The sequence below is a fragment of the Streptomyces sp. NPDC042002 genome, assembly GCF_055588305.1.
In genome coordinates this window covers 99,655-122,214 of the sequence record NZ_JBVJCT010000022.1, presented here as the reverse complement: position 1 = coordinate 122,214, position 22,560 = coordinate 99,655, and the positions used below count along the sequence as shown (strand labels likewise).

Here is a 22,560-nt window from a genome sequence, read left to right as displayed (position 1 = left end):
GAGATGGCGAAGAAGGCTCTGATTGCCAAGGCTGCTCGTAAGCCCAAGTTCGGTGTGCGTGGCTACACGCGCTGCCAGCGCTGCGGTCGTCCGCACTCCGTGTACCGCAAGTTCGGCCTGTGCCGCGTCTGCCTTCGTGAGATGGCTCACCGTGGCGAGCTGCCGGGCGTAACCAAGAGCTCCTGGTAGTCCCTGTAATTCAGGGATCCAGGACTCTCGGTAAGTAAAGGGCTCTGTCAGGTGCCCACCTCTCCATGGCTTAGGCTAGGAGGGTTGGGCACCTGACGCCCAGACGACTTACTACGCCGTAGGTCCCCGCACCGCACCCGTCCCGCCCATGAGTGGGGAGAGGGATGGCGCATACAGGAAACCCCGGCGAGAGAGGCCGAAGGCCAATTCATGACCATGACTGATCCGATCGCGGACATGCTGACGCGTCTGCGTAACGCGAACTCGGCGTACCACGACACCGTGGGGATGCCGCACAGCAAGATCAAGTCTCACATCGCGGAGATCCTCCAGCAGGAGGGCTTCATCACGGGCTGGAAGGTCGAGGACGCCGAGGTCGGCAAGAACCTCGTTCTCGAGCTGAAGTTCGGCCCGAACCGTGAGCGCTCCATCGCGGGCATCAAGCGGATCTCCAAGCCCGGTCTCCGGGTTTACGCGAAGTCCACCTCCCTGCCCAAGGTGCTTGGCGGCCTCGGCGTGGCGATCATCTCCACGTCGCACGGTCTCCTCACCGACAAGCAGGCCGGCAAGAAGGGCGTAGGCGGAGAAGTTCTCGCCTACGTCTGGTAGCGGAAGGGAACGGAGGAAACAGCTATGTCGCGTATTGGCAAGCTCCCCATCACGGTTCCCGCCGGCGTGGACGTCACCATCGACGGCCGTACGGTTGCGGTGAAGGGCCCCAAGGGCGCCCTCTCTCACACCATTGCGGCGCCGATCGATATCGCTAAGGGCGAGGACGGCGTTCTGAACGTCACCCGCCCGAACGACGAGCGTCAGAACAAGGCCCTCCACGGCCTGTCCCGCACGCTGGTGGCGAACATGATCACCGGCGTGACCACGGGTTACGTGAAGAAGCTCGAAATCAGCGGTGTCGGTTACCGCGTCCTGGCGAAGGGCTCCAACCTGGAGTTCTCGCTCGGCTACAGCCACTCGATCACGGTCGAGGCGCCCGAGGGCATCTCGTTCAAGGTCGAGAACCCGACGCACTTCTCGGTCGAGGGAATCGACAAGCAGAAGGTCGGCGAGGTTGCGGCCAACATCCGCAAGCTGCGCAAGCCCGACCCGTACAAGGCCAAGGGCGTCAAGTACGAGGGCGAAGTCGTCCGGCGCAAGGTCGGAAAGGCGGGTAAGTAAGCCATGGCATACGGTGTCAAGATTGCTAAGGGCGACGCTTACAAGCGTGCTGCCATCAAGCGTCGTCACATCCGGATCCGTAAGCACATCTCGGGTACGGCTGAGCGTCCGCGCCTGGTCGTGACGCGCTCCAACCGTCACATCGTGGCCCAGGTCATCGACGACGTTAAGGGTCACACCCTCGCGTCGGCGTCGACCCTGGACACCACGGTCCGCGGTGCCGAGGGCGACAAGTCCGCGCAGGCCAAGTCGGTCGGCGCCCTGGTCGCCGAGCGCGCCAAGGCCGCCGGTGTCGAGGCTGTCGTATTCGACCGTGGTGGCAACCAGTACGCCGGGCGCATCGCCGCCCTGGCGGACGCCGCCCGCGAAGCCGGACTCAAGTTCTGAGTCGCCCGTCGCGCTAGCGACTTGATTGTCGCTGCGTAGCTAGCGGAAAAAGAGAGAGGTAATCCAATGGCTGGACCCCAGCGCCGCGGAAGCGGTGCCGGTGGCGGCGAGCGGCGGGACCGGAAGGGCCGTGACGGCGGCGCTGCTGCCGCCGAGAAGACCGCGTACGTTGAGCGCGTTGTCGCGATCAACCGCGTCGCCAAGGTTGTGAAGGGTGGTCGTCGCTTCAGCTTCACCGCGCTGGTCGTGGTGGGCGATGGTGACGGCACCGTCGGTGTCGGTTACGGCAAGGCCAAGGAGGTGCCGGCCGCGATCGCCAAGGGTGTTGAAGAGGCCAAGAAGCACTTCTTCAAGGTCCCCCGTATCCAGGGCACCATCCCGCACCCGATCACGGGCGAGAAGGCCGCGGGCGTCGTCCTGCTCAAGCCTGCTTCCCCCGGTACCGGCGTTATCGCCGGTGGCCCGGTGCGAGCTGTCCTGGAGTGCGCCGGCGTTCACGACATCCTGTCGAAGTCGCTCGGTTCTTCCAACGCGATCAACATCGTGCACGCGACCGTGGCGGCCCTCAAGGGTCTGCAGCGTCCCGAGGAGATCGCGGCTCGCCGTGGTCTGCCCCTCGAGGACGTCGCCCCCGCGGCTCTCCTTCGTGCACGTGCCGGGGCGGGTGCGTAATGGCTCGCCTCAAGGTCACGCAGACGAAGTCGTACATCGGCAGCAAGCAGAACCACCGTGACACCCTGCGTTCCCTTGGTCTCAAGGGCATCAACACGCAGGTCGTCAAGGAGGACCGCCCCGAGTTCCGCGGAATGGTTCACACCGTCCGCCACCTCGTGACGGTCGAGGAGGTCGACTGATCATGGCGGAAAACAACCCGCTCAAGATCCACAACCTCCGTCCCGCCCCGGGCGCCAAGACCGCCAAGACCCGTGTTGGTCGTGGTGAGGCGTCGAAGGGTAAGACGGCTGGTCGTGGTACCAAGGGCACGAAGGCCCGCTACCAGGTTCCGGAGCGCTTCGAGGGTGGCCAGATGCCCCTCCACATGCGTCTTCCGAAGCTGAAGGGCTTCCGTAACCCGTTCAAGACCGAGTTCCAGGTCGTGAACCTCGACAAGCTGGGCGCGCTGTACCCGGAGGGTGGCGAGGTCACCGTCGAGGGTCTCGTCGCCAAGGGTGCCGTTCGCAAGAACAGCCTCGTCAAGGTCCTCGGCCAGGGCGAGATCTCCGTGGCGCTGCAGGTGACGGTCGACGCCGTCTCCGGCTCCGCCAAGGAGAAGATCACCGCCGCCGGCGGTACCGTCACCGAACTCGTCTGATTTCATCAGGCGTCTCGATGACCTGAACGAACCCGACCGGGGGTGCCCCACAAAAGGGGCATCCCCGGTTGGTCGTTCCTAGGGGGGCAGTGTCGCCGGTAAGGTGGCCTGCACTGTTAATTTTCGTCCGGCGTGCCTCACGGGAACTCCGGACGGGCTTTGACTGTTGGTTAGCTGTCAGTCATCCGTCGAACCTCAAGACCGTCACCTCTGACGCAGTAGCGCGGGGGTCGCAGGAGGCACCGTGCTCACCGCGTTCGCCCGGGCGTTCAGGACGCCCGACCTGCGCAAGAAGCTGCTCTTCACGCTCGGCATCATCGTGGTCTACCGGGTCGGTACCCACATTCCGATCCCTGGCGTGGACTACAAGAATGTCCAGTCGTGCATGCAAGCGGCCGACTCGAACCGTGGGCTGTTCAGCCTCATCAACATGTTCAGCGGCGGCGCGCTGCTGCAGATCACGATCTTCGCGCTCGGCATCATGCCGTACATCACGGCGAGCATCATTCTCCAGCTGCTCACCGTGGTGATCCCGCGACTGGAAGCCCTCAAGAAGGAGGGCTCGGCCGGTACGGCGAAGATCACGCAGTACACGCGTTATCTGACGGTCGCTCTCGCCATCCTGCAGGGCACCGGCCTGGTGGCCACCGCCCGCAGCGGCGCGTTGTTCACGGGCTGCCCCGTGGCCAACCAGATCGTGCCGGACCAGTCGATCTTCACCACGATCACGATGGTCATCACGATGACCGCCGGTACCTGTGTCGTCATGTGGCTCGGTGAGCTCATCACCGACCGCGGCATCGGCAACGGCATGTCGATCCTCATGTTCATCTCGATCGCCGCGACCTTCCCGAGCGCGCTGTGGACCGTCAAGATCCAGGGCAAGCTGGCCGGTGGCTGGATCGAGTTCGGCACGGTCATCGCGGTCGGTCTGTGCATGGTCGGCCTGGTGGTGTTCGTCGAGCAGGCGCAGCGCCGGATTCCGGTCCAGTACGCGAAGCGCATGATCGGCCGCCGTTCCTACGGTGGTACGTCGACCTACATTCCACTGAAGGTCAACCAGGCAGGTGTGATCCCTGTCATCTTCGCCTCGTCGCTGCTCTACATTCCGAGCCTGATCGCCCAGTTCTCGAAGAGCAATTCCGGGTGGAAGACGTGGGTCACGCAGAACCTGACCAAGGGTGACCACCCGGTTTACATCGCGATGTACTTCCTTCTGATCGTTTTCTTCGCGTTCTTCTACGTGGCGATCTCGTTCAACCCCGAGGAAGTAGCCGACAACATGAAGAAGTATGGTGGCTTCATCCCGGGCATCCGGGCTGGCCGGCCGACCGCTGAGTACCTGAGTTACGTACTCAACCGGATCACCTGGCCGGGTTCGCTGTATCTGGGGCTGATCGCTCTCGTGCCGACGGTGGCGTTGGTTGGTTTCGGGGCAAACCAGAACTTCCCGTTCGGTGGTACCAGCATCCTGATCATCGTGGGTGTCGGTCTCGAGACGGTGAAGCAGATCGAGAGTCAGCTTCAGCAGCGCAATTACGAAGGGTTCCTCCGCTGATGCGAATCGTCCTCGTCGGGCCGCCCGGTGCCGGGAAGGGAACGCAGGCCGCGTTCCTCGCCAAGAATCTGGGGATCCCGCACATCTCAACGGGCGACCTGTTCCGTGCCAACATCTCCCGGCAGACGGAACTCGGCAAGCTGGCGAAGTCCTACATGGACAAGGGCGAACTGGTACCGGACGAGGTCACCATCGCCATGGCCAAGGACCGCATGGAGCAGCCCGACGCGGAGCACGGCTTCCTGCTCGACGGCTTCCCGCGCAACGTCTCGCAGGCCGAGGCGCTGGACGAGATGCTGAGCACCGAGGGCATGAAGCTGGACGCGGTGCTGGACCTCGAGGTCCCCGAGGACGAGGTGGTCCGCCGTATCGCGGGCCGTCGCATTTGCCGCAACGACTCGTCGCACGTCTTTCACGTGTCGTACAAGACGCCGAAGCAGGAAGGCGTCTGTGACGTCTGCGGCGGCGAGCTGTACCAGCGTGACGACGACTCCGAGGACACCGTCCGCACGCGGCTGGAGGTCTACCACACGCAGACCGAGCCGATCATCGACTACTACAAGGCCCAGGGCCTGGTCGTCACGATCCCGGCGCTCGGCAAGGTGGAAGACGTCACGGCGCGCGCGATGGAGGCGCTGTCCCGCGAGGACGCCTAGTCCGTGCGGGACCGGCTCCGCGGTACGCGCGTATCGCGGGGTGCGTGAAGCAGTACGTCGCGTCGGCCGCGGCACCCTCACCGGGTGCCGCGGCCGACGTGCGAGGCGAGCGGGGCGAAGGCCCTGTGCGCGGCAGGGGTCCCCGACCCCGGGCGGGGTGGGTCCAGTCCCCCGTATCGTTGGAGCAGTCCGTAGTCCCGGTCCAGAAAGGCCGCAGCCACCATGGTGCAGATCAAGACTCCCGAGCAGATCGCCAAGATGCGTGAGGCGGGGCTGGTCGTCGCGGCGATCCATGCGGCCACGCGGGAAGCGGCCGTGCCCGGTGCGACCACCAGGGATCTGGACGAGGTCGCCCGCAAGGTCCTGGAGGAGCACGGCGCCAAGTCGAACTTCCTCGGGTACGGCGGTTTCCCCGCGACGATCTGTACCTCGGCGAACGAGGTCGTCGTCCACGGCATCCCGGACGACAAGACCGTCCTGAAGGACGGCGACATCATCTCCATCGACGCCGGCGCGATCGTGGACGGCTGGCACGGCGACGCCGCGTACACGGCCTTCGTGGGCACCGGACACGCCCCGGAGCTGATCGAGCTCTCCCGGGTGACCGAGGAGTCGATGTGGGCGGGTATCGCGGCCATGAAGGCGGGCAACCGTCTGGTCGATGTCTCGCGGGCCATCGAGACCTACATCCGCCGGCAGCCGAAGCCGGGCGGCGGCAAGTACGGGATCATCGAGGACTACGGCGGCCACGGCATCGGCACCGAGATGCACATGGACCCGCACCTCCTGAACTACGTCGAGCGGAAGCGGGGGAAGGGGCCGAAGCTGGTCCCCGGGTTCTGCCTCGCGATCGAGCCGATGGTGTCCCTCGGCACACCGCGGACCGACGTGCTCGAGGACGACTGGACCGTGATCACCACGGACGGGACCTGGTCCTCGCACTGGGAGCACTCCGTGGCGCTGACGGAGGAAGGGCCGCTGGTCCTGACGGCACCCGACTGCGGCAGGGCGAAGCTCGCCGAGTACGGGGTCACGGCGGCGCCCGATCCCCTCGCGGGCTGAGGCACCGCCCGTACGGGCGTTCGCGAGATCTCCTGATATCGATCTCACGTTCGATAACTCTTTTCGCTTTTCGTCCCCTCCCTTTCTCCGTCGGCCGGGCGATCGGCCAGCCCCGCCCGTCGCGCATACCGCGCAGACGGGTGGGGCATCGTCATGAGTGGCGGAGGAGGGCGGCGGCGGATTCGTCTTTCCGGGGGCCCTGACGTAGACTGACTCGTCGGCTCTCGTGCACCCGCATGTCTGCATGCGCTCGCGCGGAGTCGATCAAGGTAGTCGATTCGAAGGGCAAAGCGTGGCCAAGAAGCAAGGTGCCATCGAGATCGAGGGCACTGTCGTTGAGTCTCTTCCGAACGCGATGTTCAAGGTGGAGCTCCAGAACGGCCACCAGGTCCTGGCGCACATCAGCGGCAAGATGCGCATGCACTACATCCGCATCCTCCCTGACGACCGGGTCGTGGTGGAGTTGTCTCCGTACGACCTGACGCGCGGCCGGATCGTCTACCGCTACAAGTAGATCTTGCCTTGCTCCGTGTCCCGGTTCCGGGGCGCGGGGGGTGGCACTGACCCGGAGAACCTCACCTAATGAAGGTCAAGCCGAGCGTCAAGAAGATCTGCGACAAGTGCAGGGTGATCCGCCGTCACGGTCGGGTCATGGTCATCTGCGAAAACCCGCGCCACAAGCAGCGCCAGGGCTGACGCACGACCGCACCTTCTGCACTCCGCAGATACTTCGCGCGACGCAGCAGTACATGTTCATACGCAGGATCCAGGGCTGAGTCTCATCAGGCCTGACACCCCCGGTCGGAGGCCGGGGACCCGGTTCGTACCGAATGCCCGATCCCTTGGATCAGGGCGCGACGGCGGGCGGGATCCGGTTCTGCGGAAGACCTCCGAACGACAACTGGAGCCATTGAATGGCACGCGTTTCCGGTGTTGACATCCCGCGCGAAAAGCGTGTGGAGGTCGCCCTCACCTACGTGTTCGGCATCGGCCGGACGCTTTCCCAGCTGACGCTGGCCGAGACTGGCGTGAACCCCAACACGCGCGTTCGTGACCTCTCCGAGGAGGAGCTGGTCAAGATCCGCGAGTACGTGGACGCCAACATCAAGACCGAGGGTGACCTCCGTCGCGAGATCCAGGGCGACATTCGCCGCAAGATCGAGATCGGCTGCTACCAGGGTATTCGCCACCGTCGTGGCCTGCCCGTGCACGGTCAGCGCACCAGCACGAACGCTCGTACCCGCAAGGGCCCGCGTCGCGCCATCGCCGGTAAGAAGAAGCCGGGCAAGAAGTAGTCCTCAGCGGACAACGCTTCATCAGCGGTCTTCGCTGTAGGACCGACCACCTCCCCGTAGGAGAAATAGATGCCCCCCAAGGGTCGTCAGGGCGCTGCCAAGAAGGTGCGCCGCAAGGAAAAGAAGAACGTCGCTCACGGGCACGCTCACATCAAGAGCACGTTCAACAACACGATCGTCTCGATCACGGACCCCGCGGGCAACGTGATCTCCTGGGCCTCCGCCGGCCACGTCGGCTTCAAGGGCTCGCGCAAGTCCACCCCCTTCGCCGCGCAGATGGCCGCCGAGTCGGCTGCCCGTCGCGCGCAGGAGCACGGCATGCGCAAGGTTGACGTCTTCGTGAAGGGCCCGGGCTCCGGTCGCGAGACCGCGATCCGCTCCCTCCAGGCCACTGGCCTCGAGGTCGGCTCCATCCAGGACGTCACCCCCACCCCGCACAACGGCTGCCGTCCGCCGAAGCGCCGCCGCGTCTGACGCACGGTTGTCTTAGGTTTCGGGCGGTACGTCTCCCTGGAGGCGTGCCGCCCGTACCCTTGCAGTAGCAGCAGGGCGTCAAATAGCGGGCGCCCATGACTGAAGGATCGCAACATGCTGATTGCTCAGCGTCCCTCGTTGACCGAAGAGGTCGTCGACGAATTCCGCTCCCGGTTCGTGATCGAGCCGCTGGAGCCGGGCTTCGGCTACACCCTCGGCAACTCCCTGCGCCGCACCCTCCTCTCGTCGATCCCCGGAGCCGCTGTCACCAGCATCCGCATCGACGGTGTCCTGCACGAGTTCACCACCGTGCCGGGCGTCAAGGAGGACGTCACCGACCTGATCCTCAACATCAAGCAGCTGGTCGTCTCCTCGGAGCACGACGAGCCGGTCGTGATGTACCTGCGCAAGCAGGGCCCGGGTCTGGTCACCGCCGCCGACATCGCGCCCCCGGCCGGTGTCGAGGTCCACAACCCCGACCTCGTCCTCGCCACGCTCAACGGCAAGGGCAAGCTGGAGATGGAGCTGACCGTCGAGCGCGGTCGCGGCTACGTCTCCGCCGTCCAGAACAAGCAGGTCGGTCAGGAGATCGGGCGCATCCCGGTCGACTCGATCTACTCGCCGGTGCTGAAGGTCACGTACAAGGTCGAGGCGACCCGTGTCGAGCAGCGCACCGACTTCGACAAGCTGATCGTCGACGTCGAGACCAAGCAGGCCATGCGTCCCCGTGACGCCATGGCGTCGGCCGGCAAGACCCTGGTCGAGCTGTTCGGTCTGGCCCGCGAGCTCAACATCGACGCCGAGGGCATCGACATGGGCCCGTCCCCCACGGACGCCGCCCTCGCCGCTGATCTCGCCCTGCCGATCGAGGAGCTCGAGCTCACCGTTCGGTCGTACAACTGCCTCAAGCGTGAGGGCATCCACTCCGTGGGTGAGCTCGTCGCCCGCTCCGAGGCCGACCTCCTGGACATCCGCAACTTCGGCGCGAAGTCCATCGACGAGGTCAAGGCGAAGCTGGCCGGCATGGGCCTGGCCCTCAAGGACAGCCCGCCCGGATTCGACCCGACCGCCGCCGCCGACGCCTTCGGCGCCGACGACGACGCGGACGCGGGTTTCGTGGAGACCGAGCAGTACTGAGCCAGTACTGGGACGGCTTCCGTCCTCCGGGGTCCTCCGGGACCCCGGATCTTCGACGGGCAATCGCCCGCTCGGACACTGTCCCCGGTACCTGATACGGCCGGGGCAGACACCTAGGAGAAACCATGCCGAAGCCCGCCAAGGGTGCCCGTCTGGGCGGCAGTGCCGCGCACGAGAAGCTGCTCCTCGCGAACCTCGCGAAGTCGCTCTTCGAGCACGGCCGCATCACCACCACCGAGGCCAAGGCCCGTCGTCTGCGTCCCTACGCGGAGCGTCTGGTCACCAAGGCGAAGAAGGGTGACCTTCACAACCGCCGTCAGGTGCTCTCGGTGATCACGGACAAGAGCATCGTGCACACGCTCTTCACCGAGATCGGCCCGCGCTACGAGAACCGCCCGGGTGGCTACACCCGTATCACCAAGATCGGTAACCGCCGTGGCGACAACGCGCCCATGGCTGTCATCGAGCTGGTGGAGGCCCTGACCGTGGCCCAGCAGGCCACCGGTGAGGCCGAGGCGGCCACCAAGCGTGCCGTCAAGGAGACCGAGGCTCCGGCCAAGGTCGAGGACACCAAGGTCGAGGACGCCGCTGAGGCTCCCGCCGAGGAGTCGAAGGACGCCTGAGGCACTGCCTTGCTGTGAGCGGGTCCGTCCCTTCGGGGGCGGGCCCGCTTTCGCGTCGCCGGGGAGATGCCCGGGCTTGAGAGGATCTAGGTGTGAGTGACGAAGCGGAGCCCGGGTTCGTGCGGGTGCGGTTGGACCTGTCGTACGACGGGAGCGAGTTCTCCGGGTGGGCCAAGCAGGCCGGGGGACGCAGGACCGTGCAGGGCGAGATCGAGGACGCGCTGCGGACGGTGACGCGGACGAAGGACACGACGTACGAGCTGACCGTGGCCGGGCGGACCGACGCCGGGGTGCACGCGCGCGGCCAGGTGGCCCATGTCGATCTGCCCGGGGAACTGTGGGCGGAGCACCGGGAGAAACTGCTGAAGCGGCTGGCCGGGAGGTTGTCGAAGGACGTGCGGGTGTGGTCGCTCACCGAGGCGCCGGCCGGTTTCAACGCGCGGTTCTCGGCGGTCTGGCGGCGCTACGCCTATCGCGTCACCGACGAACCCGGCGGTGTCGACCCGCTGCTGCGCAGTCATGTCCTGTGGCACGACTGGCCGTTGGACGTGGACGCCATGAACGAGGCGGCCGAACGGCTGCTGGGGGAGCACGACTTCGCCGCGTACTGCAAGAAGCGCGAGGGCGCGACGACCATCCGTACGCTCCAGGAACTGAGCCTGGTGCGCGGCGAGGACGGGGTCATCACCGCCACCGTGCGGGCCGACGCCTTCTGCCACAACATGGTGCGGTCGCTGATCGGGGCCCTGCTGTTCGTGGGGGACGGGCACCGGGGGCCCGAGTGGCCGGGGAAGGTGCTCGCCGCCGCCGTACGGGACTCGGCCGTGCATGTCGTACGGCCGCACGGGCTGACGCTCGAAGAAGTCGGTTACCCCGCGGACGAGTTGCTGGCCGCGCGGAACAAAGAGGCCCGGAACAAGCGGACGTTGCCGGGCGCGGGCGGCTGCGAGACCTGCTGACACCTGGGCGGTACCGCCGGGGGGAGCCTCGGCTGGGAGAACCTCAACTGAGGGAGTCTCAGCTGATAGCGCTTCAACTGCCCGGTACCGGGATCCACTTGATGGCCGTGAACGATCGCGAGTGATCGTGGGCGGCGGAGCGGGGCGGCGGCCGGTGTTCGTCGGCCGCCGCCCGGAACCGCTACTGGTTGGCCGCGGCCGACGCCTGGGCCTGGCCCCGCCGGCTGATCTGGCGGAAGGCGAACTCCGCGAGATCGTCGCCGGTCGTGAACACCGCCGTGTCCTTCGCCGTCACGTCCTTGCCGTTGGTGAAGCCGGCGAGGGTGAAGTAGGCGTAACGGCCGTAGGCGTTGGTGGTCGAACGGCAGACCGCCGAGTCGCAGAACGCCTTGATGCCGTTGCCGGGCAGCGAGGCGATGATGCTCTTGGTGTCCGCGTCGGCCTTGGCCTTGTTCGCCTGGGCCTCGGTGTCGAAGACCGCGACGCCGACCGTCACCGCCACCCCGTCCTTGACGTAGGTGACGCGCATGAAGCGGGTGCAGCCGTCCTTGGTGAGGACCGGCGGCAGCGTGCCCTTCGCGGCCGAGGCGCAGTTCTTCGTGTCGGCCGTCGGACCCTTGCGGTACACGCGGTCGCCCATGGTGAGCTGCGTACCGGGGAAGAGGATGTCCGGGCTCAGCGGCGCGGTGTCCTTCTGCGCGCTGGCTATGAACTGCTTCGGATCCAGCGGCGGCGGAGCCGAGGTCGGCGCGAAGGACGGAGCCGGCGTCGTGGCACCCGGGATGTCCGCGCTGGCGGGCAGTTTGGACGGCTGATTCCCCGCCTGGTTACTCCCGTTCGCGTTGGCGACGGCCATGGCCACGGCCGTGCCGACCGCGACGGTGGCCAGGGCCCCGCCCACGATGAACAGCACTTTGCGGCGCCTGTTGCGCGTTTCGGAAGCCTCTGCCATTGCGGCCCAGTCGGGATTCCCGGCAGACCGCTGATTGCCCCACTGAGGCGGTTGCTGAGACCCCGGCTTCCAGGGGTCCCACGGGGGCTGCCCCTGCCCACCCTGCCCATAACTCATGCGCCGCATCTTAGACGGGCGTTGGGGGGTGCCGGTCCGCTCCACCGGGCACTTGAGCCCCTAGCGTGATCTGAATGCGTACGGGCAAAAGCGGCATCTCCGGGTGGTTGGTACGTAGGGCCTCCTGGCGCGCGTGGGCGGTGTCGGGTGCGGTGCTGTGCGCGCGTGTCGTGGGGGCCGCGCGCGACACCGCCACGGGCGGGATGGACAACGCGATCGTCGTACTGGCCGCGCGCCTGGCTGGACGGCGGCTCGCCCTACGCCGACCGGCGCTTCCTCTATCTCCCGAGCGCTGTGCTCGCCGCGGTGCCGCAGACGCTGCTCCCGGCGTACGCGCTGCGGGTGCTGGTCCCTTCGACCGTGACCGCTCTGCTGGTGGCGGGCTGGGTCTGGGCACTGCGGGTGCACGGGGTCCCCTTGCGCAGCCGCCTCGGGGTGCTCGGCCCCGCCGGGCTCGCGCTGGGCTTCGCGCCCTTCGGGCACCTGGTCTCGCTCGGCAACTGGAGGGTGACCGCCGCCGCGCTGCCCCTGGCCCTGCTGCCGGCCGCGCGGGAGCGGTGGGGGTGGGCGGGCGTCGTCATCGGCGCGGCCCTCGCCCTGAAGCCGCTGCTCGCGCCGGTGGCGCTGCTCTTCCTCTTCGCGCGCAGGTGGCGGGGGCCGGCCGCGGTGGTCCTGGTGCCGGCCCTGGCGTCCGGCGGGGCGGCACTGCTGATGCCCGATACTGCGGCGTTCGTCACACGGACGCTGCCGTTCCTGTTGCGCGGCCATGATCGATTCGTACACCTTTACGAAGCTTCTCCGGTGGCCGTGCCGCCGCGGCTCGGGGTGCCGTCCTGGGCGGCGGTGGCGCTCGCGTGCGCGGCGGCGGGTGCCGGGGCCGTGGGCGCGTACCGGCGCTGGTCCCGCGGAGTTCCCGGGCCGCTGCGGCTTGTTGAGAGCGCGGTGCTGCTGATGCTCTCGGCGTTCCTGGTGTCCAGGCCGTCGTACGACCACTATCTGCTCGTCGTGATGCCGCTGCTGCTCGCGGGGCTGCCGTATCCCGGTTCGGCGGCCCGCGGACCGTGGTTCTGGCTGGCTCTGGTGCCCCAGGTGCCCGGCGCCGACTGGCCCTGGCTGGAAGCGGCGACCCGGCGTTCCTTCCGGGACTGCTTTACCCTGTGTGTATTGACTGCATCGGTGGCGCTCCGGCGTCCCCGGCATCTGCCGCTCGGCGGCCCCGAACACTTCGTCGCTCCGCGACAGGGACGACGGGTGTCGAGGGTGTGAGCACTCGCGTTTTGACCCTTCCGGGGCAGCGCGGGTAAGCTTGCAGTTCGTTATGTGTATTGGCTTGCTCATTCTCACGTGAGGGGCCCTTACACCGGTCCACCGGGGCTGATGACCAGCGACCAGCACGCGGTATGCGTCACCGCAGTGCGGTCAGGGCTGTCGTGATCGTCCGTGGTGGCCATGTCAGGACCCACTCACTGAAGAAGCGAAGGCTACGACCGTGCGTACGTACAGCCCCAAGCCCGGCGACATCACTCGCCAGTGGTACGTCATCGACGCCCAGGATGTCGTCCTGGGTCGTCTGGCGACCACTGCTGCGAACATTCTGCGCGGCAAGCACAAGCCGATCTACGCGCCCCACGTCGACGCTGGTGACTTCGTCATCATCATCAACGCCGACAAGGTGCACCTCTCCGGCAACAAGAAGACCCAGAAGCTGGCGTACCGCCACTCCGGTTACCCGGGTGGTCTGCGCTCCGTCCGTTACGACGAGCTGCTGGCGAAGAACCCCGAGAAGGCCGTCGAGAAGGCCATCAAGGGCATGGTTCCCAAGAACACCCTGGGCCGTCAGGTGCTCTCGAAGCTGAAGGTCTACGCGGGCGAGAACCACCCGCACGCTGCGCAGCAGCCGGTCCCGTTCGAGATCACCCAGGTCGCGCAGTAGTTCCGGCCACCCCCTAAGACGAAAAAGAATCTGAGGAGAATCGTGGCCGAGACCACCGTTGAGCAGCCGGTCGAAGAGACTGAGACCGAGCTTGTCGACATCGAGAGCTACACCACCGAGTCCGAGGTGCCCGTCGAGGGCGAGTACACCTCGGAGTCGCTCGCGGGCCGCTTCGGCGACCCGCAGCCGGCCGCCGGCCTGGGCCGTCGCAAGAACGCCATCGCCCGCGTCCGGATCGTCCCGGGCACCGGCAAGTGGAAGATCAACGGTCGCACCCTTGAGGACTACTTCCCCAACAAGGTGCACCAGCAGGAAGTCAACGAGCCCTTCAAGGTGCTCGAGCTCGACAACCGCTACGACGTCGTCGCCCGTATCTCGGGTGGCGGTGTCTCCGGTCAGGCCGGTGCCCTGCGCCTCGGCGTGGCCCGTGCGCTGAACGAGGCCGACGTGGACAACAACCGCGCCGCCCTCAAGAAGGCCGGCTTCCTCAAGCGCGACGACCGTGCGGTCGAGCGCAAGAAGGCCGGTCTCAAGAAGGCCCGCAAGGCCCCGCAGTACAGCAAGCGTTAATCTTCGCTGCTTGCTTCTGCGCGTCAGTACGCGTAGCTCCGAACGCCCCGGCGGCACACCACAGTGCCGCCGGGGCGTTCGTTTATCACAGTGGTTGGGCGTATAACGGCACAAGGTGCTCAAAGGCTCATGTGATCGGATGACATCCGTATCCTTCGGGGGAATTCCGTACTCTGCAGCTTTCTCAGGAGGACAAGTGGGACGACTCTTCGGCACGGACGGCGTGCGCGGTGTCGCCAACGCGGATCTGACGGCCGAGCTCGCGCTCGGGCTCTCCGTGGCAGCGGCGCACGTACTCGCCGAGGCGGGCACGTTCGCGGGCCACCGGCCCGTGGCCGTGGTCGGGCGGGATCCGCGCGCGTCCGGGGAGTTCCTGGAGGCCGCCGTGGTCGCCGGCCTCGCCAGCGCCGGTGTGGACGTCCTGCGCGTCGGTGTGCTGCCCACCCCGGCGGTGGCCCATCTCACCGGGGCGCTGGGTGCCGACCTCGGCGTGATGCTCTCCGCCAGCCACAACGCCATGCCCGACAACGGCATCAAGTTCTTCGCCCGTGGCGGGCACAAGCTCGCCGACGAGCTGGAGGACCGGATCGAGGGCGTCTACGAGGAGCACCGCACCGGCGCTCCCTGGGACCGCCCCACCGGCTCCGGCGTCGGCCGGGTGACCTCCTACGACCAGGGCTCCGACCAGTACATCGCCCACCTCATCGGTGTTCTCCCGAACCGCCTCGACGGTCTGAAGGTCGTCCTCGACGAGGCGCACGGCGCGGCCGCCCGGGTCTCGCCCGAGGCCTTCGCGCTGGCCGGTGCCGAGATCATCACGATCGGCGCGGAGCCCGACGGGCTCAACATCAACGACGGTTGCGGCTCCACCCATCTGGAGCTCCTCAAGGCCGCCGTCGTCGAGCACGGCGCCGACCTCGGCATCGCGCACGACGGCGACGCCGACCGCTGCCTCGCCGTGGACCACACGGGCGACGAGATCGACGGCGACCAGATCCTGGCCGTCCTCGCGCTGGCGATGCGGGAGCGTTCCGCACTGCGCTCCGACACCGTTGTCGCGACGGTCATGTCGAACCTGGGGTTCAAACTCGCCATGGAGCGCGAGGGCCTCGCCTTCGTCCAGACGGGGGTCGGCGACCGCTACGTCCTGGAAGAGATGAAGCGGCACGGCTACGCCCTCGGCGGCGAGCAGTCCGGGCACGTCATCATCCTCGACCACGCCACCACCGGCGACGGCACGCTGACCGGCCTGCTGCTCGCCGCCCGCGTCGCCCAGACCGGCCGTACGCTCCGCGACCTCGCCTCGGTGATGGAGCGGCTGCCGCAGGTCCTCATCAACGTGCCCGACGTCGACCGGTCGCGGGTGAACTCCTCCGCCGAGCTGGCCACCGCGGTGGCCGACGCCGAGCACGAGCTCGGCACCACCGGACGCGTGCTGCTGCGCCCCTCCGGCACCGAGCCGCTCGTCCGTGTCATGGTCGAGGCCGCCGACATCGACCACGCCCGGTCGGTGGCCGCCCGCCTCGCCGACGCGGTGAAGTCGGCGCTCGGCTAGTCCCTCCGCCTGAATACGTGAGGCCCGGCACCCCCAGGGGAGCCGGGCCTCACTGCTGGGAGCGGCGGGTACCGCAGGGCGGTCCGCTACCGGGCGGGTTCCGGCCGGACGACCCGGCGCCTGCGCTGCATCGCCCAGAACCATTTCTGGGCCATCAGCGTGAGTGTGCCGGCGACCACGATGCCGAGCAGGTTGAACAGCAACTGCTTGGTGGAGCCCCAGGTCTGGCCCATGTCGCCGTAGCTCAGGGCCACCGCGGCGTTCGCGGCGGCCGGGACCGTCGTCACGGAGATCGCCACACCGACCAGGGCCCCGGACTTCGCCGAGGTCAGCGACAGCATGCCGGCGGCGCCCGCGAGCACCGCGACGACGAAGGAGAACCAGTCCGGGGCGTAGACGAACCCGGTGTTGGGGCGCGGCCCCTCCAGTTTCGCCTCGCTGAACAGCCCCACCCCGTCCATGAACAGGCTGAAGAGGACCGTCATCGCCATGGCGATCGCGAAACCGGCCAGCAGTGCCGTCAGGGAGCGCAGGGCAAGGCGCCGCCCCCGCTGCACGATCGCCGTGCACAGCCCGGCCAGCGGGCCGAACTCCGGCCCCACCGCCATGGCGCCCACGATCAGCACCGCGTTGTCGAGCACCACACCGCAGGCCGCGATCATCGTGGCGATCGTGATGAAGGCGACGTAGGTGACCGACAGCGTGGACTCCTCGTGCGTGGCCTCCTCCAGGTGCTCCCAGAGCACCGCGTCGACGCCCTCGCCCGGAGCCTCCTCCTCGGCCTTGTCGGCCCGCTTCGACAGGGACAGGTCGATGTCCTCGACCGCGATCGAGCCCGTGCGGTCGATCCCCATCTCCCGCAGCCCGCCGATGAGCTCGTCACCCGCCTCGCGGGCGACGTCGCACATCACCACGTCCCCCACCGGACTGCGAGCAGCGCCGGGGAGCACCACGAGGTGAGCGGTGCCGACCGTGCGCTCGATGAGGCCGACGACGTCGTCGGTCAGGTCCGGGGGCGTGATCAGGCGCAGGTGCAGCATGGCCGCACAGTAGCCGCACGTGCCGGAGCCGGTCCCGGGGGTCTACAGCTTGCGCAGGCTCAGGCGCTGCACCTTGTGGTCCGGGCCCTTGCGCACGACGAGGGTCGCCCGGCCGCGGGTGGGGGCCACGTTCTCCAGCAGGTTCGGCTTGTTGATGGTGCGCCAGGTCGTGCGGGCGTAGTCGAGGGCCTCCTCCTCCGAGACCTGGGTGTACTTGCGGAAGTACGAGTCGGGCTTCTGGAAGGCCGTCGCGCGGAGCTTGCCGAACCGGTTCAGGTACCAGCGCTCGATGTCCTCGGGGCGGGCGTCGACGTACACACTGAAGTCGAAGTAGTCCGCGAGGCCGACGCGGGTGCGGCCGTCCTTGCCGGGCAGCGCCGGCTGGAGCACGTTCAGGCCCTCGACGATGAGGATGTCCGGGCGGCGGACGGTGAGCCGCTCGCCGGGCACGATGTCGTAGATCAGATGCGAGTAGACAGGCGCGGTCACCTCGTCCTTGCCCGCCTTGATGTCGGCGACGAACCGGGTCAGCGCCCGGCGGTCGTACGACTCGGGGAAGCCCTTGCGGGACATCATCCCGCGCGCTTCGAGCTCCTTGGTGGGGAGCAGGAACCCGTCCGTGGTGACCAGCTCGACGCGGGGGTGCTCGGGCCAGCGGGAGAGCAGCGCCTGGAGCAGCCGGGCGACGGTGGACTTGCCCACGGCCACGGAACCGGCGACGCCTATGACGAAGGGGGTGCCGGACTGCGAGCCCTTCTCACCGAGGAAGGTGTTGAGCGCGCCTCGGAGCCTGTCCGTGGCGCCGACGTACAGATTCAGCAGCCTGGACAGCGGCAGATAGATGTCCCGCACCTCGTCGAGGTCGATGACATCGCCGAGGCCGCGCAGCTTCTCGAGCTCCTCCGCGTTCAGCGTGAGCGGCGTCTTTTCGCGCAGCGCGCTCCACTCGGCACGGGTGAGATCGACGTAGGGAGTCGCCTCCGGCCTGGACCGGTGGGCGCTCCGCGGCAACGGGGAGACCGGAGAGATCACAGTCCATTGTTAACGGAGTTTGAACGAGGTGGGAGGTGGGGTGCGTCACGTGGGTGCCGGGCCCCCGACGTGCGGGGGTGCGTCACATGGGTGCCGGACCCTCGACATGTCGATCGCTGGGGAGCCTCGTGGCTGCTTGGAAATTTCCGATATCGGGCACGGTCGGCCTGATTCGGGAGGGCGATGAACCGTACGCTGCCGCCATGTGCGGAATCGTGGGTTATGTGGGGTCGCAGTCTGCGCTCGACGTGGTGATGGCCGGGCTGAAGCGGCTGGAATACCGGGGATACGACTCGGCGGGTGTCGCCGTCCTGGCGGACGGGGGGCTCGCCGTCGCGAAGAGGGCCGGGAAACTGGTCAACCTGGAGAAGGAGCTCGGCAGTCGGCCGCTGCCGGCCGGAACGACGGGGATCGGGCACACCCGCTGGGCCACCCACGGGGGACCCACGGACGCCAACGCCCATCCGCACCTCGACAACGCGGGCCGGGTCGCCGTCGTCCACAACGGCATCATCGAGAACTTCGCCCTGCTCCGCGCCGAACTGGCCGAGCGGGGCCACGACCTGGCCTCCGAGACGGACACCGAGGTGGTCGCCCATCTGCTCGCCGAGGAGTTCTCCTCGTGCGCGGACCTGGCGGAGGCCATGCGGCTGGTGTGCCGGCGCCTGGAGGGCGCGTTCACGCTGGTCGCGGTGGACGCCGACGATCCGGACGTGGTCGTCGGCGCCCGCCGGAACTCGCCGCTCGTGGTGGGCGTCGGAGAGGGCGAGGCCTTTCTCGCCTCGGACGTCTCCGCGTTCATCGCCCACACCCGCTCCGCGATCGAACTGGGCCAGGACCAGGTGGTCGAACTGCGCCGCGACAGGGTGACCGTCACCGGGTTCGACGGCAGCCCCGCCGAGGTCCGCTCGTACCACGTCGACTGGGACGCGTCGGCGGCGGAGAAGGGCGGCTACGACTACTTCATGCTCAAGGAGATCGCCGAGCAGCCCAAGGCGGTCGCCGACACCCTGCTGGGGCGGATCGACGCGGCCGGTTCGCTGACGCTCGACGAGGTACGCATCCCGGTCCGGGCACTGCGCGAGGCCGACAAGGTCGTCATCGTCGCCTGCGGGACCGCGTTCCACGCCGGGCTGATCGCCAAGTACGCCATCGAACACTGGACGCGCATCCCGTGCGAGGTGGAGCTGGCCAGCGAGTTCCGCTACCGGGACCCGATCCTGGACCGCCGTACGCTCGTCATCGCGATCTCGCAGTCCGGCGAGACCATGGACACGCTGATGGCGCTGCGGCACGCCCGCGAGCAGGGCGCCCGGGTGCTGGCGATCTGCAACACCAACGGCTCGACGATCCCGCGCGAGTCCGACGCGGTGCTCTACACGCACGCAGGTCCCGAGGTCGCCGTCGCCTCCACCAAGGCGTTCCTGACCCAGCTCGTGGCCTGCTACCTGGTGGCGCTGTACCTGGGCCAGGTGCGCGGCACCAAGTGGGGCGACGAGATCCAGGCCGTGATCCGGGAACTGTCCCGCATCTCCCGCGAGGTCGAGCGGGTCCTGGAGACCATGGAGCCGGTACGGGAGCTCGCGCGCTCCCTCGCCCACAAGGACACCGTGCTGTTCCTCGGACGACACGTGGGCTATCCGGTCGCGCTCGAAGGCGCCCTGAAACTGAAGGAGTTGGCGTACATGCACGCCGAGGGCTTCGCGGCGGGCGAGCTGAAGCACGGCCCGATCGCGCTGATCGAGGAGGACATGCCGGTGGTCGTCGTGGCCCCCTCGCCGCGCGGGCGCTCGGTCCTGCACGACAAGATCGTCTCCAACATCCAGGAGATCAGGGCCCGGGGCGCCCGCACGATCGTCATCGCGGAGGAGGGCGACGAGGCGGTCGTCCCGTACGCCGACCACCTCATCCGCATCCCGGCCACCCCCACTCTCCTCCAGCCGCTGGTGTCGACGGTCCCGCTCCAGGTGTTCGCCTGCGAACTGGCGACGGCCCGCGGCAACGAGGTGGACCAGCCGCGCAACCTGGCGAAGTCGGTGACGGTGGAGTGAGCGGGGCCCCGGCGTGAGGCCGTGCCGCGGCCCCGCCCTCTAGGGTGCGGACATGAGCATCATCGGGGTCGGTATCGACGTGGCCGAGATCGACCGGTTCCGGGCTTCGCTGGAGCGGACGCCCGGGCTGGCCGAACGCCTTTTCGTGGAGCGTGAGTTGCTGCTGCCCAGCGGTGACCGGCGGGGCATCGCCTCGCTCGCGGCCCGCTTCGCGGCGAAGGAGGCGCTCGCCAAGGCGCTGGGTGCCCCGGCGGGACTGCACTGGACGGACGCCGAGGTCTACGTCGAGGACAGCGGCCAGCCGCGACTTCGCGTCAAGGGCACGGTGGCGGCCCGCGCGGCCGAACTGGGCGTGCGCTCCTGGCATGTGTCGCTCAGTCACGACGCCGGGGTGGCCTCGGCGGTGGTGGTGGCGGAGGGGTAGCCGGGGCGGTCCGGGGGCCGGCGGTCTGGCGCTCTGGCAGTCCGGCGCTCCGGGAAGGCGCGGCAGGGCCCAACAGGCGCCCAGGAGCGCGGGTATGACGAGGTCCCGGGCCCGTGGTCCGGGACCCGACGCTGTCGTCCGGCCGCGCGCCGGGACCGAGGTCGCCGGCGAAGGGGCGAGGGGGCGAGCGGGCGAGGGGGCCGGTTCGGCGGTCCCGCTCCACCCGTCCGTCCCCGCCCCGGGCGCGGCCGGGTCCGGGTAGGTGTTCTGGACGGGGCGCACGGCGTGTGCCGGTGGGGGAGACTCGGCTGCATGCGTACTGCGTACAGCGTGGAGACCGTGAGGGCCGCCGAGCGGGAGCTGATGGCACGGCTCCCCGAAGGGGCGTTGATGCAGCGGGCGGCCGCCGGGCTCGCCGCCGCCTGCGCGGACCTGCTCGGCCGGGTGTACGGCCGGCGGGTGGTGCTGCTGGTCGGCAGCGGGGACAACGGCGGCGACGCCCTCTACGCCGGGGCGCGCCTCGCCCGGCGCGGCGCCGGCGTCACCGCGGTGCTGCTCGCCCCCGAACGGACCCACCCGGGAGGACTCGCGGCGCTGCTGCGCGCCGGTGGCACCTCGGCCGCGCCCGGCGCCGCCGAACCGCTCGTGCGGCGGGCCGATCTCATCGTGGACGGCATCCTCGGGATCGGCGGCAAGGGCGGCCTGCGGCCGGATGCCGCGCGGCTCGCCGAACTCGCGCACGCGTCCCGTGCCGCCGTCGTCGCGGTCGACCTCCCGAGCGGGGTCGAGGCGGACACCGGAGAGGTGCTCGGCGCGGCCGTCCGCGCCGACCTCACCGTCACCTTCGGCACCCACAAGCCGGGGCTGCTCGTCGATCCGGCGCGCGGGTACGCCGGTTCCGTACGCCTTGTCGACATCGGGCTCGACCTGCCCGACCCGGCCGATCTGGAGGCTCTCCAGCACACGGACGTCGCGGCCCGGCTGCCGCTGCCTGGGGCCGAGAGCGACAAGTACCGGCGCGGAGTCGTCGGGATCGCCGCCGGGTCCGCCCGCTACCCCGGAGCGGCGGTGCTCGCCGTGTCCGGGGCGCTGCGGGGCGGGGCCGGGGCCGTTCGCTACGTCGGGCCCGCCGCGGACGCCGTCATCGCGCGCTTTCCCGAGACGCTGGTGTCCGGCACGGGGCCGTCGAAGGCGGGCCGGGTGCAGGCCTGGGTGGTGGGCCCCGGGGCCGGGGACGACGCCTCGGCGGTCGCGGAGGTCCTGGACGCGGACGTGCCGGTGCTGGTGGACGCGGACGGGCTGCGGCTCGCCGAGCGGGAGGCCGTACGGGCCCGCAGCGCGCCGACGCTGATGACTCCGCACGCCGGGGAGGCCGCCGCGCTGCTCGGGGTGGCCCGGGAGGCGGTGGAGGCGGCCAGGCTCGCTTCCGTACGGGAACTGGCGGGGCTGTACGGGGCGACCGTGCTGCTCAAGGGGGCGACGACGCTGGTCGCCGATCCCACCGGCGGCGCGGTGCGCGTCAACGCCACGGGGACGGCGTGGCTGGCCACCGCGGGGAGCGGCGACGTGCTGTCGGGGCTGGCGGGCTCGCTGCTCGCGGCGGGGCTCTCCGCGCTCGACGCGGGAAGTGTCGCCGCGTATCTGCACGGGCTCGCCGGCCGCTTCGCCGCGGACGGCGCGCCCGCCGGCGCCCACGACGTGGCCGCCGCCATCCCGGAAGCCTGGCGCGACACCCTCGGCTGACCGCCGCCCCACGAGGCTCGGCCCTCACCGCCACGAGGCTCGACCCTCCTCGCGGTCCGACGCCCACACGGTTCACGCCTTCGCCGTCCCGTCGTCCCCCGAGGCTCGGCCTTCGGCGTCCGCTGTCCCACGAGGTTCGGCCCTCGCCGTCCCACGCCCGCGAAGGTTCACTTCCTCGGCGTTCGTGGCCCCGCGCGGGGCTTGTCCGTAGGTGTGGGGCGGGTCGGGGATCGGGTGGGCGGACGCGTTGCCCAGATCGGGGGACCTTTTCCGCGCGGCTCACCCGGGGGCGGCGCGTTGTTGCGTATGGCTGTTCGC

At 68.8% G+C, this 22,560-nt stretch carries 26 protein-coding genes and 1 pseudogene; 24 read left to right on the top strand and 3 right to left on the bottom strand.

Annotated features, from left to right (window positions below; translation table 11 throughout):
- The first annotated feature begins 3 nt into the window (after nt 1–3).
- The 17 genes from ACZ6KY_RS27615 (at nt 4) to truA (ending at nt 10,825) form a co-directional block, all read left to right on the top strand.
- On the top strand, nt 4–189 hold the full coding sequence (locus ACZ6KY_RS27615) for a type Z 30S ribosomal protein S14 (protein WP_003948630.1): 186 nt from the start codon (nt 4–6) through the stop codon (nt 187–189).
- Nucleotides 190–399: 210 nt separating this feature from the next.
- Nucleotides 400–798 (top strand): 30S ribosomal protein S8, encoded by a 399-nt coding sequence (rpsH, locus tag ACZ6KY_RS27610; protein ID WP_190037509.1) that lies wholly within the window; start codon nt 400–402, stop codon nt 796–798.
- 24 nt (nt 799–822) lie between these two features.
- The gene (rplF, locus tag ACZ6KY_RS27605; RefSeq protein ID WP_469312970.1) at nt 823–1,362 is read left to right on the top strand and encodes a 50S ribosomal protein L6; all 540 of its coding nucleotides are present in this window, start codon (nt 823–825) and stop codon (nt 1,360–1,362) included.
- A gap of 3 nt (nt 1,363–1,365) precedes the next feature.
- Nucleotides 1,366–1,749, top strand: a complete 384-nt coding sequence (rplR, locus tag ACZ6KY_RS27600) for a 50S ribosomal protein L18 (RefSeq protein WP_168510320.1) — start codon at nt 1,366–1,368, stop codon at nt 1,747–1,749.
- A gap of 66 nt (nt 1,750–1,815) precedes the next feature.
- Entirely contained in the window at nt 1,816–2,421 is a 606-nt protein-coding gene (rpsE, locus tag ACZ6KY_RS27595; RefSeq protein WP_006376045.1) for a 30S ribosomal protein S5, read from the top strand.
- Nucleotides 2,421–2,603 (top strand): 50S ribosomal protein L30, encoded by a 183-nt coding sequence (gene rpmD, locus ACZ6KY_RS27590; RefSeq protein WP_055553514.1) that lies wholly within the window; start codon nt 2,421–2,423, stop codon nt 2,601–2,603. Before rpsE ends, rpmD begins: the two co-directional genes overlap by 1 nt.
- 2 nt (nt 2,604–2,605) lie before the next feature.
- Nucleotides 2,606–3,061 carry a 50S ribosomal protein L15 gene (rplO, locus tag ACZ6KY_RS27585; RefSeq protein ID WP_189190330.1) on the top strand — a complete coding sequence of 152 codons (456 nt, stop codon included), beginning with the start codon at nt 2,606–2,608 and terminating at the stop codon, nt 3,059–3,061.
- A gap of 244 nt (nt 3,062–3,305) precedes the next feature.
- Entirely contained in the window at nt 3,306–4,619 is a 1,314-nt protein-coding gene (gene secY / locus ACZ6KY_RS27580) for a preprotein translocase subunit SecY (RefSeq protein WP_469312969.1), read from the top strand.
- The gene (locus tag ACZ6KY_RS27575; protein WP_469312968.1) at nt 4,619–5,275 is read left to right on the top strand and encodes an adenylate kinase; all 657 of its coding nucleotides are present in this window, start codon (nt 4,619–4,621) and stop codon (nt 5,273–5,275) included. The genes secY and ACZ6KY_RS27575 overlap by 1 nt, the downstream gene beginning before the upstream one ends.
- A 222-nt stretch (nt 5,276–5,497) precedes the next feature.
- Nucleotides 5,498–6,337, top strand: a complete 840-nt coding sequence (gene map, locus ACZ6KY_RS27570) for a type I methionyl aminopeptidase (protein ID WP_469312967.1) — start codon at nt 5,498–5,500, stop codon at nt 6,335–6,337.
- A 292-nt stretch (nt 6,338–6,629) separates the two neighbouring features.
- Complete coding sequence (gene infA / locus ACZ6KY_RS27565) at nt 6,630–6,851, top strand: translation initiation factor IF-1 (RefSeq protein ID WP_003948620.1); 222 nt, start codon at nt 6,630–6,632, stop codon at nt 6,849–6,851.
- A 68-nt stretch (nt 6,852–6,919) separates the two neighbouring features.
- Nucleotides 6,920–7,033 carry a 50S ribosomal protein L36 gene (gene rpmJ / locus ACZ6KY_RS27560; protein ID WP_003998809.1) on the top strand — a complete coding sequence of 38 codons (114 nt, stop codon included), beginning with the start codon at nt 6,920–6,922 and terminating at the stop codon, nt 7,031–7,033.
- Between the two features lie 218 nt (nt 7,034–7,251).
- Nucleotides 7,252–7,632, top strand: a complete 381-nt coding sequence (gene rpsM / locus ACZ6KY_RS27555) for a 30S ribosomal protein S13 (RefSeq protein ID WP_081218901.1) — start codon at nt 7,252–7,254, stop codon at nt 7,630–7,632.
- A 69-nt stretch (nt 7,633–7,701) separates the two neighbouring features.
- The gene (gene rpsK, locus ACZ6KY_RS27550) at nt 7,702–8,106 is read left to right on the top strand and encodes a 30S ribosomal protein S11 (RefSeq protein ID WP_006376016.1); all 405 of its coding nucleotides are present in this window, start codon (nt 7,702–7,704) and stop codon (nt 8,104–8,106) included.
- A gap of 114 nt (nt 8,107–8,220) precedes the next feature.
- A complete protein-coding gene (locus ACZ6KY_RS27545; RefSeq protein WP_003966937.1) occupies nt 8,221–9,243 on the top strand; it encodes a DNA-directed RNA polymerase subunit alpha in 1,023 nt (340 codons plus the stop codon).
- A 125-nt stretch (nt 9,244–9,368) separates the two neighbouring features.
- The gene (gene rplQ / locus ACZ6KY_RS27540) at nt 9,369–9,866 is read left to right on the top strand and encodes a 50S ribosomal protein L17 (RefSeq protein ID WP_266761767.1); all 498 of its coding nucleotides are present in this window, start codon (nt 9,369–9,371) and stop codon (nt 9,864–9,866) included.
- A 92-nt stretch (nt 9,867–9,958) separates the two neighbouring features.
- Nucleotides 9,959–10,825, top strand: coding sequence for a tRNA pseudouridine(38-40) synthase TruA (truA, locus tag ACZ6KY_RS27535; RefSeq protein ID WP_469312966.1), 867 nt, complete (start codon nt 9,959–9,961; stop codon nt 10,823–10,825).
- 181 nt (nt 10,826–11,006) lie between these two features.
- On the opposite strand, the gene ACZ6KY_RS27530 is transcribed toward truA, so the two are convergent.
- Nucleotides 11,007–11,894, bottom strand: coding sequence for a hypothetical protein (locus tag ACZ6KY_RS27530; RefSeq protein WP_469312965.1), 888 nt, complete (start codon nt 11,892–11,894; stop codon nt 11,007–11,009).
- 74 nt (nt 11,895–11,968) lie between these two features.
- Between ACZ6KY_RS27530 and ACZ6KY_RS27525 the strand changes: the two are divergent.
- The 4 genes and pseudogenes from ACZ6KY_RS27525 (at nt 11,969) to glmM (ending at nt 15,952) form a co-directional block, all read left to right on the top strand.
- Nucleotides 11,969–13,160, top strand: a pseudogene (locus tag ACZ6KY_RS27525) (glycosyltransferase family 87 protein).
- Between the two features lie 223 nt (nt 13,161–13,383).
- Nucleotides 13,384–13,827: a 50S ribosomal protein L13 gene (gene rplM, locus ACZ6KY_RS27520; RefSeq protein ID WP_168529673.1), complete on the top strand. Its 444-nt coding sequence runs from the start codon at nt 13,384–13,386 to the stop codon at nt 13,825–13,827.
- A 42-nt stretch (nt 13,828–13,869) separates the two neighbouring features.
- Nucleotides 13,870–14,397 carry a 30S ribosomal protein S9 gene (gene rpsI / locus ACZ6KY_RS27515; protein ID WP_469312964.1) on the top strand — a complete coding sequence of 176 codons (528 nt, stop codon included), beginning with the start codon at nt 13,870–13,872 and terminating at the stop codon, nt 14,395–14,397.
- A 196-nt stretch (nt 14,398–14,593) separates the two neighbouring features.
- Nucleotides 14,594–15,952, top strand: a complete 1,359-nt coding sequence (gene glmM / locus ACZ6KY_RS27510; RefSeq protein WP_469312963.1) for a phosphoglucosamine mutase — start codon at nt 14,594–14,596, stop codon at nt 15,950–15,952.
- Between the two features lie 86 nt (nt 15,953–16,038).
- Here glmM and ACZ6KY_RS27505 read toward each other — a convergent pair whose 3' ends face one another.
- Both ACZ6KY_RS27505 and coaA read right to left on the bottom strand, forming a co-directional pair.
- A complete protein-coding gene (locus tag ACZ6KY_RS27505) occupies nt 16,039–16,992 on the bottom strand; it encodes a DUF389 domain-containing protein (RefSeq protein WP_469312962.1) in 954 nt (317 codons plus the stop codon).
- 42 nt (nt 16,993–17,034) lie between these two features.
- On the bottom strand, nt 17,035–18,024 hold the full coding sequence (gene coaA / locus ACZ6KY_RS27500; RefSeq protein WP_469312961.1) for a type I pantothenate kinase: 990 nt from the start codon (nt 18,022–18,024) through the stop codon (nt 17,035–17,037).
- Nucleotides 18,025–18,227: 203 nt separating this feature from the next.
- Between coaA and glmS the strand changes: the two genes are divergently transcribed.
- The 3 genes from glmS (at nt 18,228) to ACZ6KY_RS27485 (ending at nt 22,242) form a co-directional block, all read left to right on the top strand.
- The gene (glmS, locus tag ACZ6KY_RS27495; RefSeq protein WP_469312960.1) at nt 18,228–20,075 is read left to right on the top strand and encodes a glutamine--fructose-6-phosphate transaminase (isomerizing); all 1,848 of its coding nucleotides are present in this window, start codon (nt 18,228–18,230) and stop codon (nt 20,073–20,075) included.
- Between the two features lie 52 nt (nt 20,076–20,127).
- Nucleotides 20,128–20,499, top strand: a complete 372-nt coding sequence (locus tag ACZ6KY_RS27490) for a holo-ACP synthase (protein ID WP_469312959.1) — start codon at nt 20,128–20,130, stop codon at nt 20,497–20,499.
- 312 nt (nt 20,500–20,811) lie between these two features.
- On the top strand, nt 20,812–22,242 hold the full coding sequence (locus ACZ6KY_RS27485; RefSeq protein ID WP_469312958.1) for an NAD(P)H-hydrate dehydratase: 1,431 nt from the start codon (nt 20,812–20,814) through the stop codon (nt 22,240–22,242).
- Nucleotides 22,243–22,560: the final 318 nt, after the last annotated feature.

Coding starts and splice junctions, on each gene's coding strand:
- ACZ6KY_RS27530 (WP_469312965.1), bottom strand. CDS start 11,894: ATGAGTTATGGGCAGGGTGGGCAGGGGCAGCCCCCGTGGGACCCCTGG.
- ACZ6KY_RS27545 (WP_003966937.1), top strand. CDS start 8,221: ATGCTGATTGCTCAGCGTCCCTCGTTGACCGAAGAGGTCGTCGACGAA.
- rplR (WP_168510320.1), top strand. CDS start 1,366: ATGGCATACGGTGTCAAGATTGCTAAGGGCGACGCTTACAAGCGTGCT.
- rplQ (WP_266761767.1), top strand. CDS start 9,369: ATGCCGAAGCCCGCCAAGGGTGCCCGTCTGGGCGGCAGTGCCGCGCAC.
- rplO (WP_189190330.1), top strand. CDS start 2,606: ATGGCGGAAAACAACCCGCTCAAGATCCACAACCTCCGTCCCGCCCCG.
- ACZ6KY_RS27485 (WP_469312958.1), top strand. CDS start 20,812: ATGCGTACTGCGTACAGCGTGGAGACCGTGAGGGCCGCCGAGCGGGAG.
- glmS (WP_469312960.1), top strand. CDS start 18,228: ATGTGCGGAATCGTGGGTTATGTGGGGTCGCAGTCTGCGCTCGACGTG.
- ACZ6KY_RS27490 (WP_469312959.1), top strand. CDS start 20,128: ATGAGCATCATCGGGGTCGGTATCGACGTGGCCGAGATCGACCGGTTC.
- rpmD (WP_055553514.1), top strand. CDS start 2,421: ATGGCTCGCCTCAAGGTCACGCAGACGAAGTCGTACATCGGCAGCAAG.
- rplF (WP_469312970.1), top strand. CDS start 823: ATGTCGCGTATTGGCAAGCTCCCCATCACGGTTCCCGCCGGCGTGGAC.
- map (WP_469312967.1), top strand. CDS start 5,498: ATGGTGCAGATCAAGACTCCCGAGCAGATCGCCAAGATGCGTGAGGCG.
- rpsM (WP_081218901.1), top strand. CDS start 7,252: ATGGCACGCGTTTCCGGTGTTGACATCCCGCGCGAAAAGCGTGTGGAG.
- ACZ6KY_RS27505 (WP_469312962.1), bottom strand. CDS start 16,992: ATGCTGCACCTGCGCCTGATCACGCCCCCGGACCTGACCGACGACGTC.
- rpsH (WP_190037509.1), top strand. CDS start 400: ATGACCATGACTGATCCGATCGCGGACATGCTGACGCGTCTGCGTAAC.
- rpsE (WP_006376045.1), top strand. CDS start 1,816: ATGGCTGGACCCCAGCGCCGCGGAAGCGGTGCCGGTGGCGGCGAGCGG.
- ACZ6KY_RS27615 (WP_003948630.1), top strand. CDS start 4: ATGGCGAAGAAGGCTCTGATTGCCAAGGCTGCTCGTAAGCCCAAGTTC.
- ACZ6KY_RS27575 (WP_469312968.1), top strand. CDS start 4,619: ATGCGAATCGTCCTCGTCGGGCCGCCCGGTGCCGGGAAGGGAACGCAG.
- rpmJ (WP_003998809.1), top strand. CDS start 6,920: ATGAAGGTCAAGCCGAGCGTCAAGAAGATCTGCGACAAGTGCAGGGTG.
- rpsK (WP_006376016.1), top strand. CDS start 7,702: ATGCCCCCCAAGGGTCGTCAGGGCGCTGCCAAGAAGGTGCGCCGCAAG.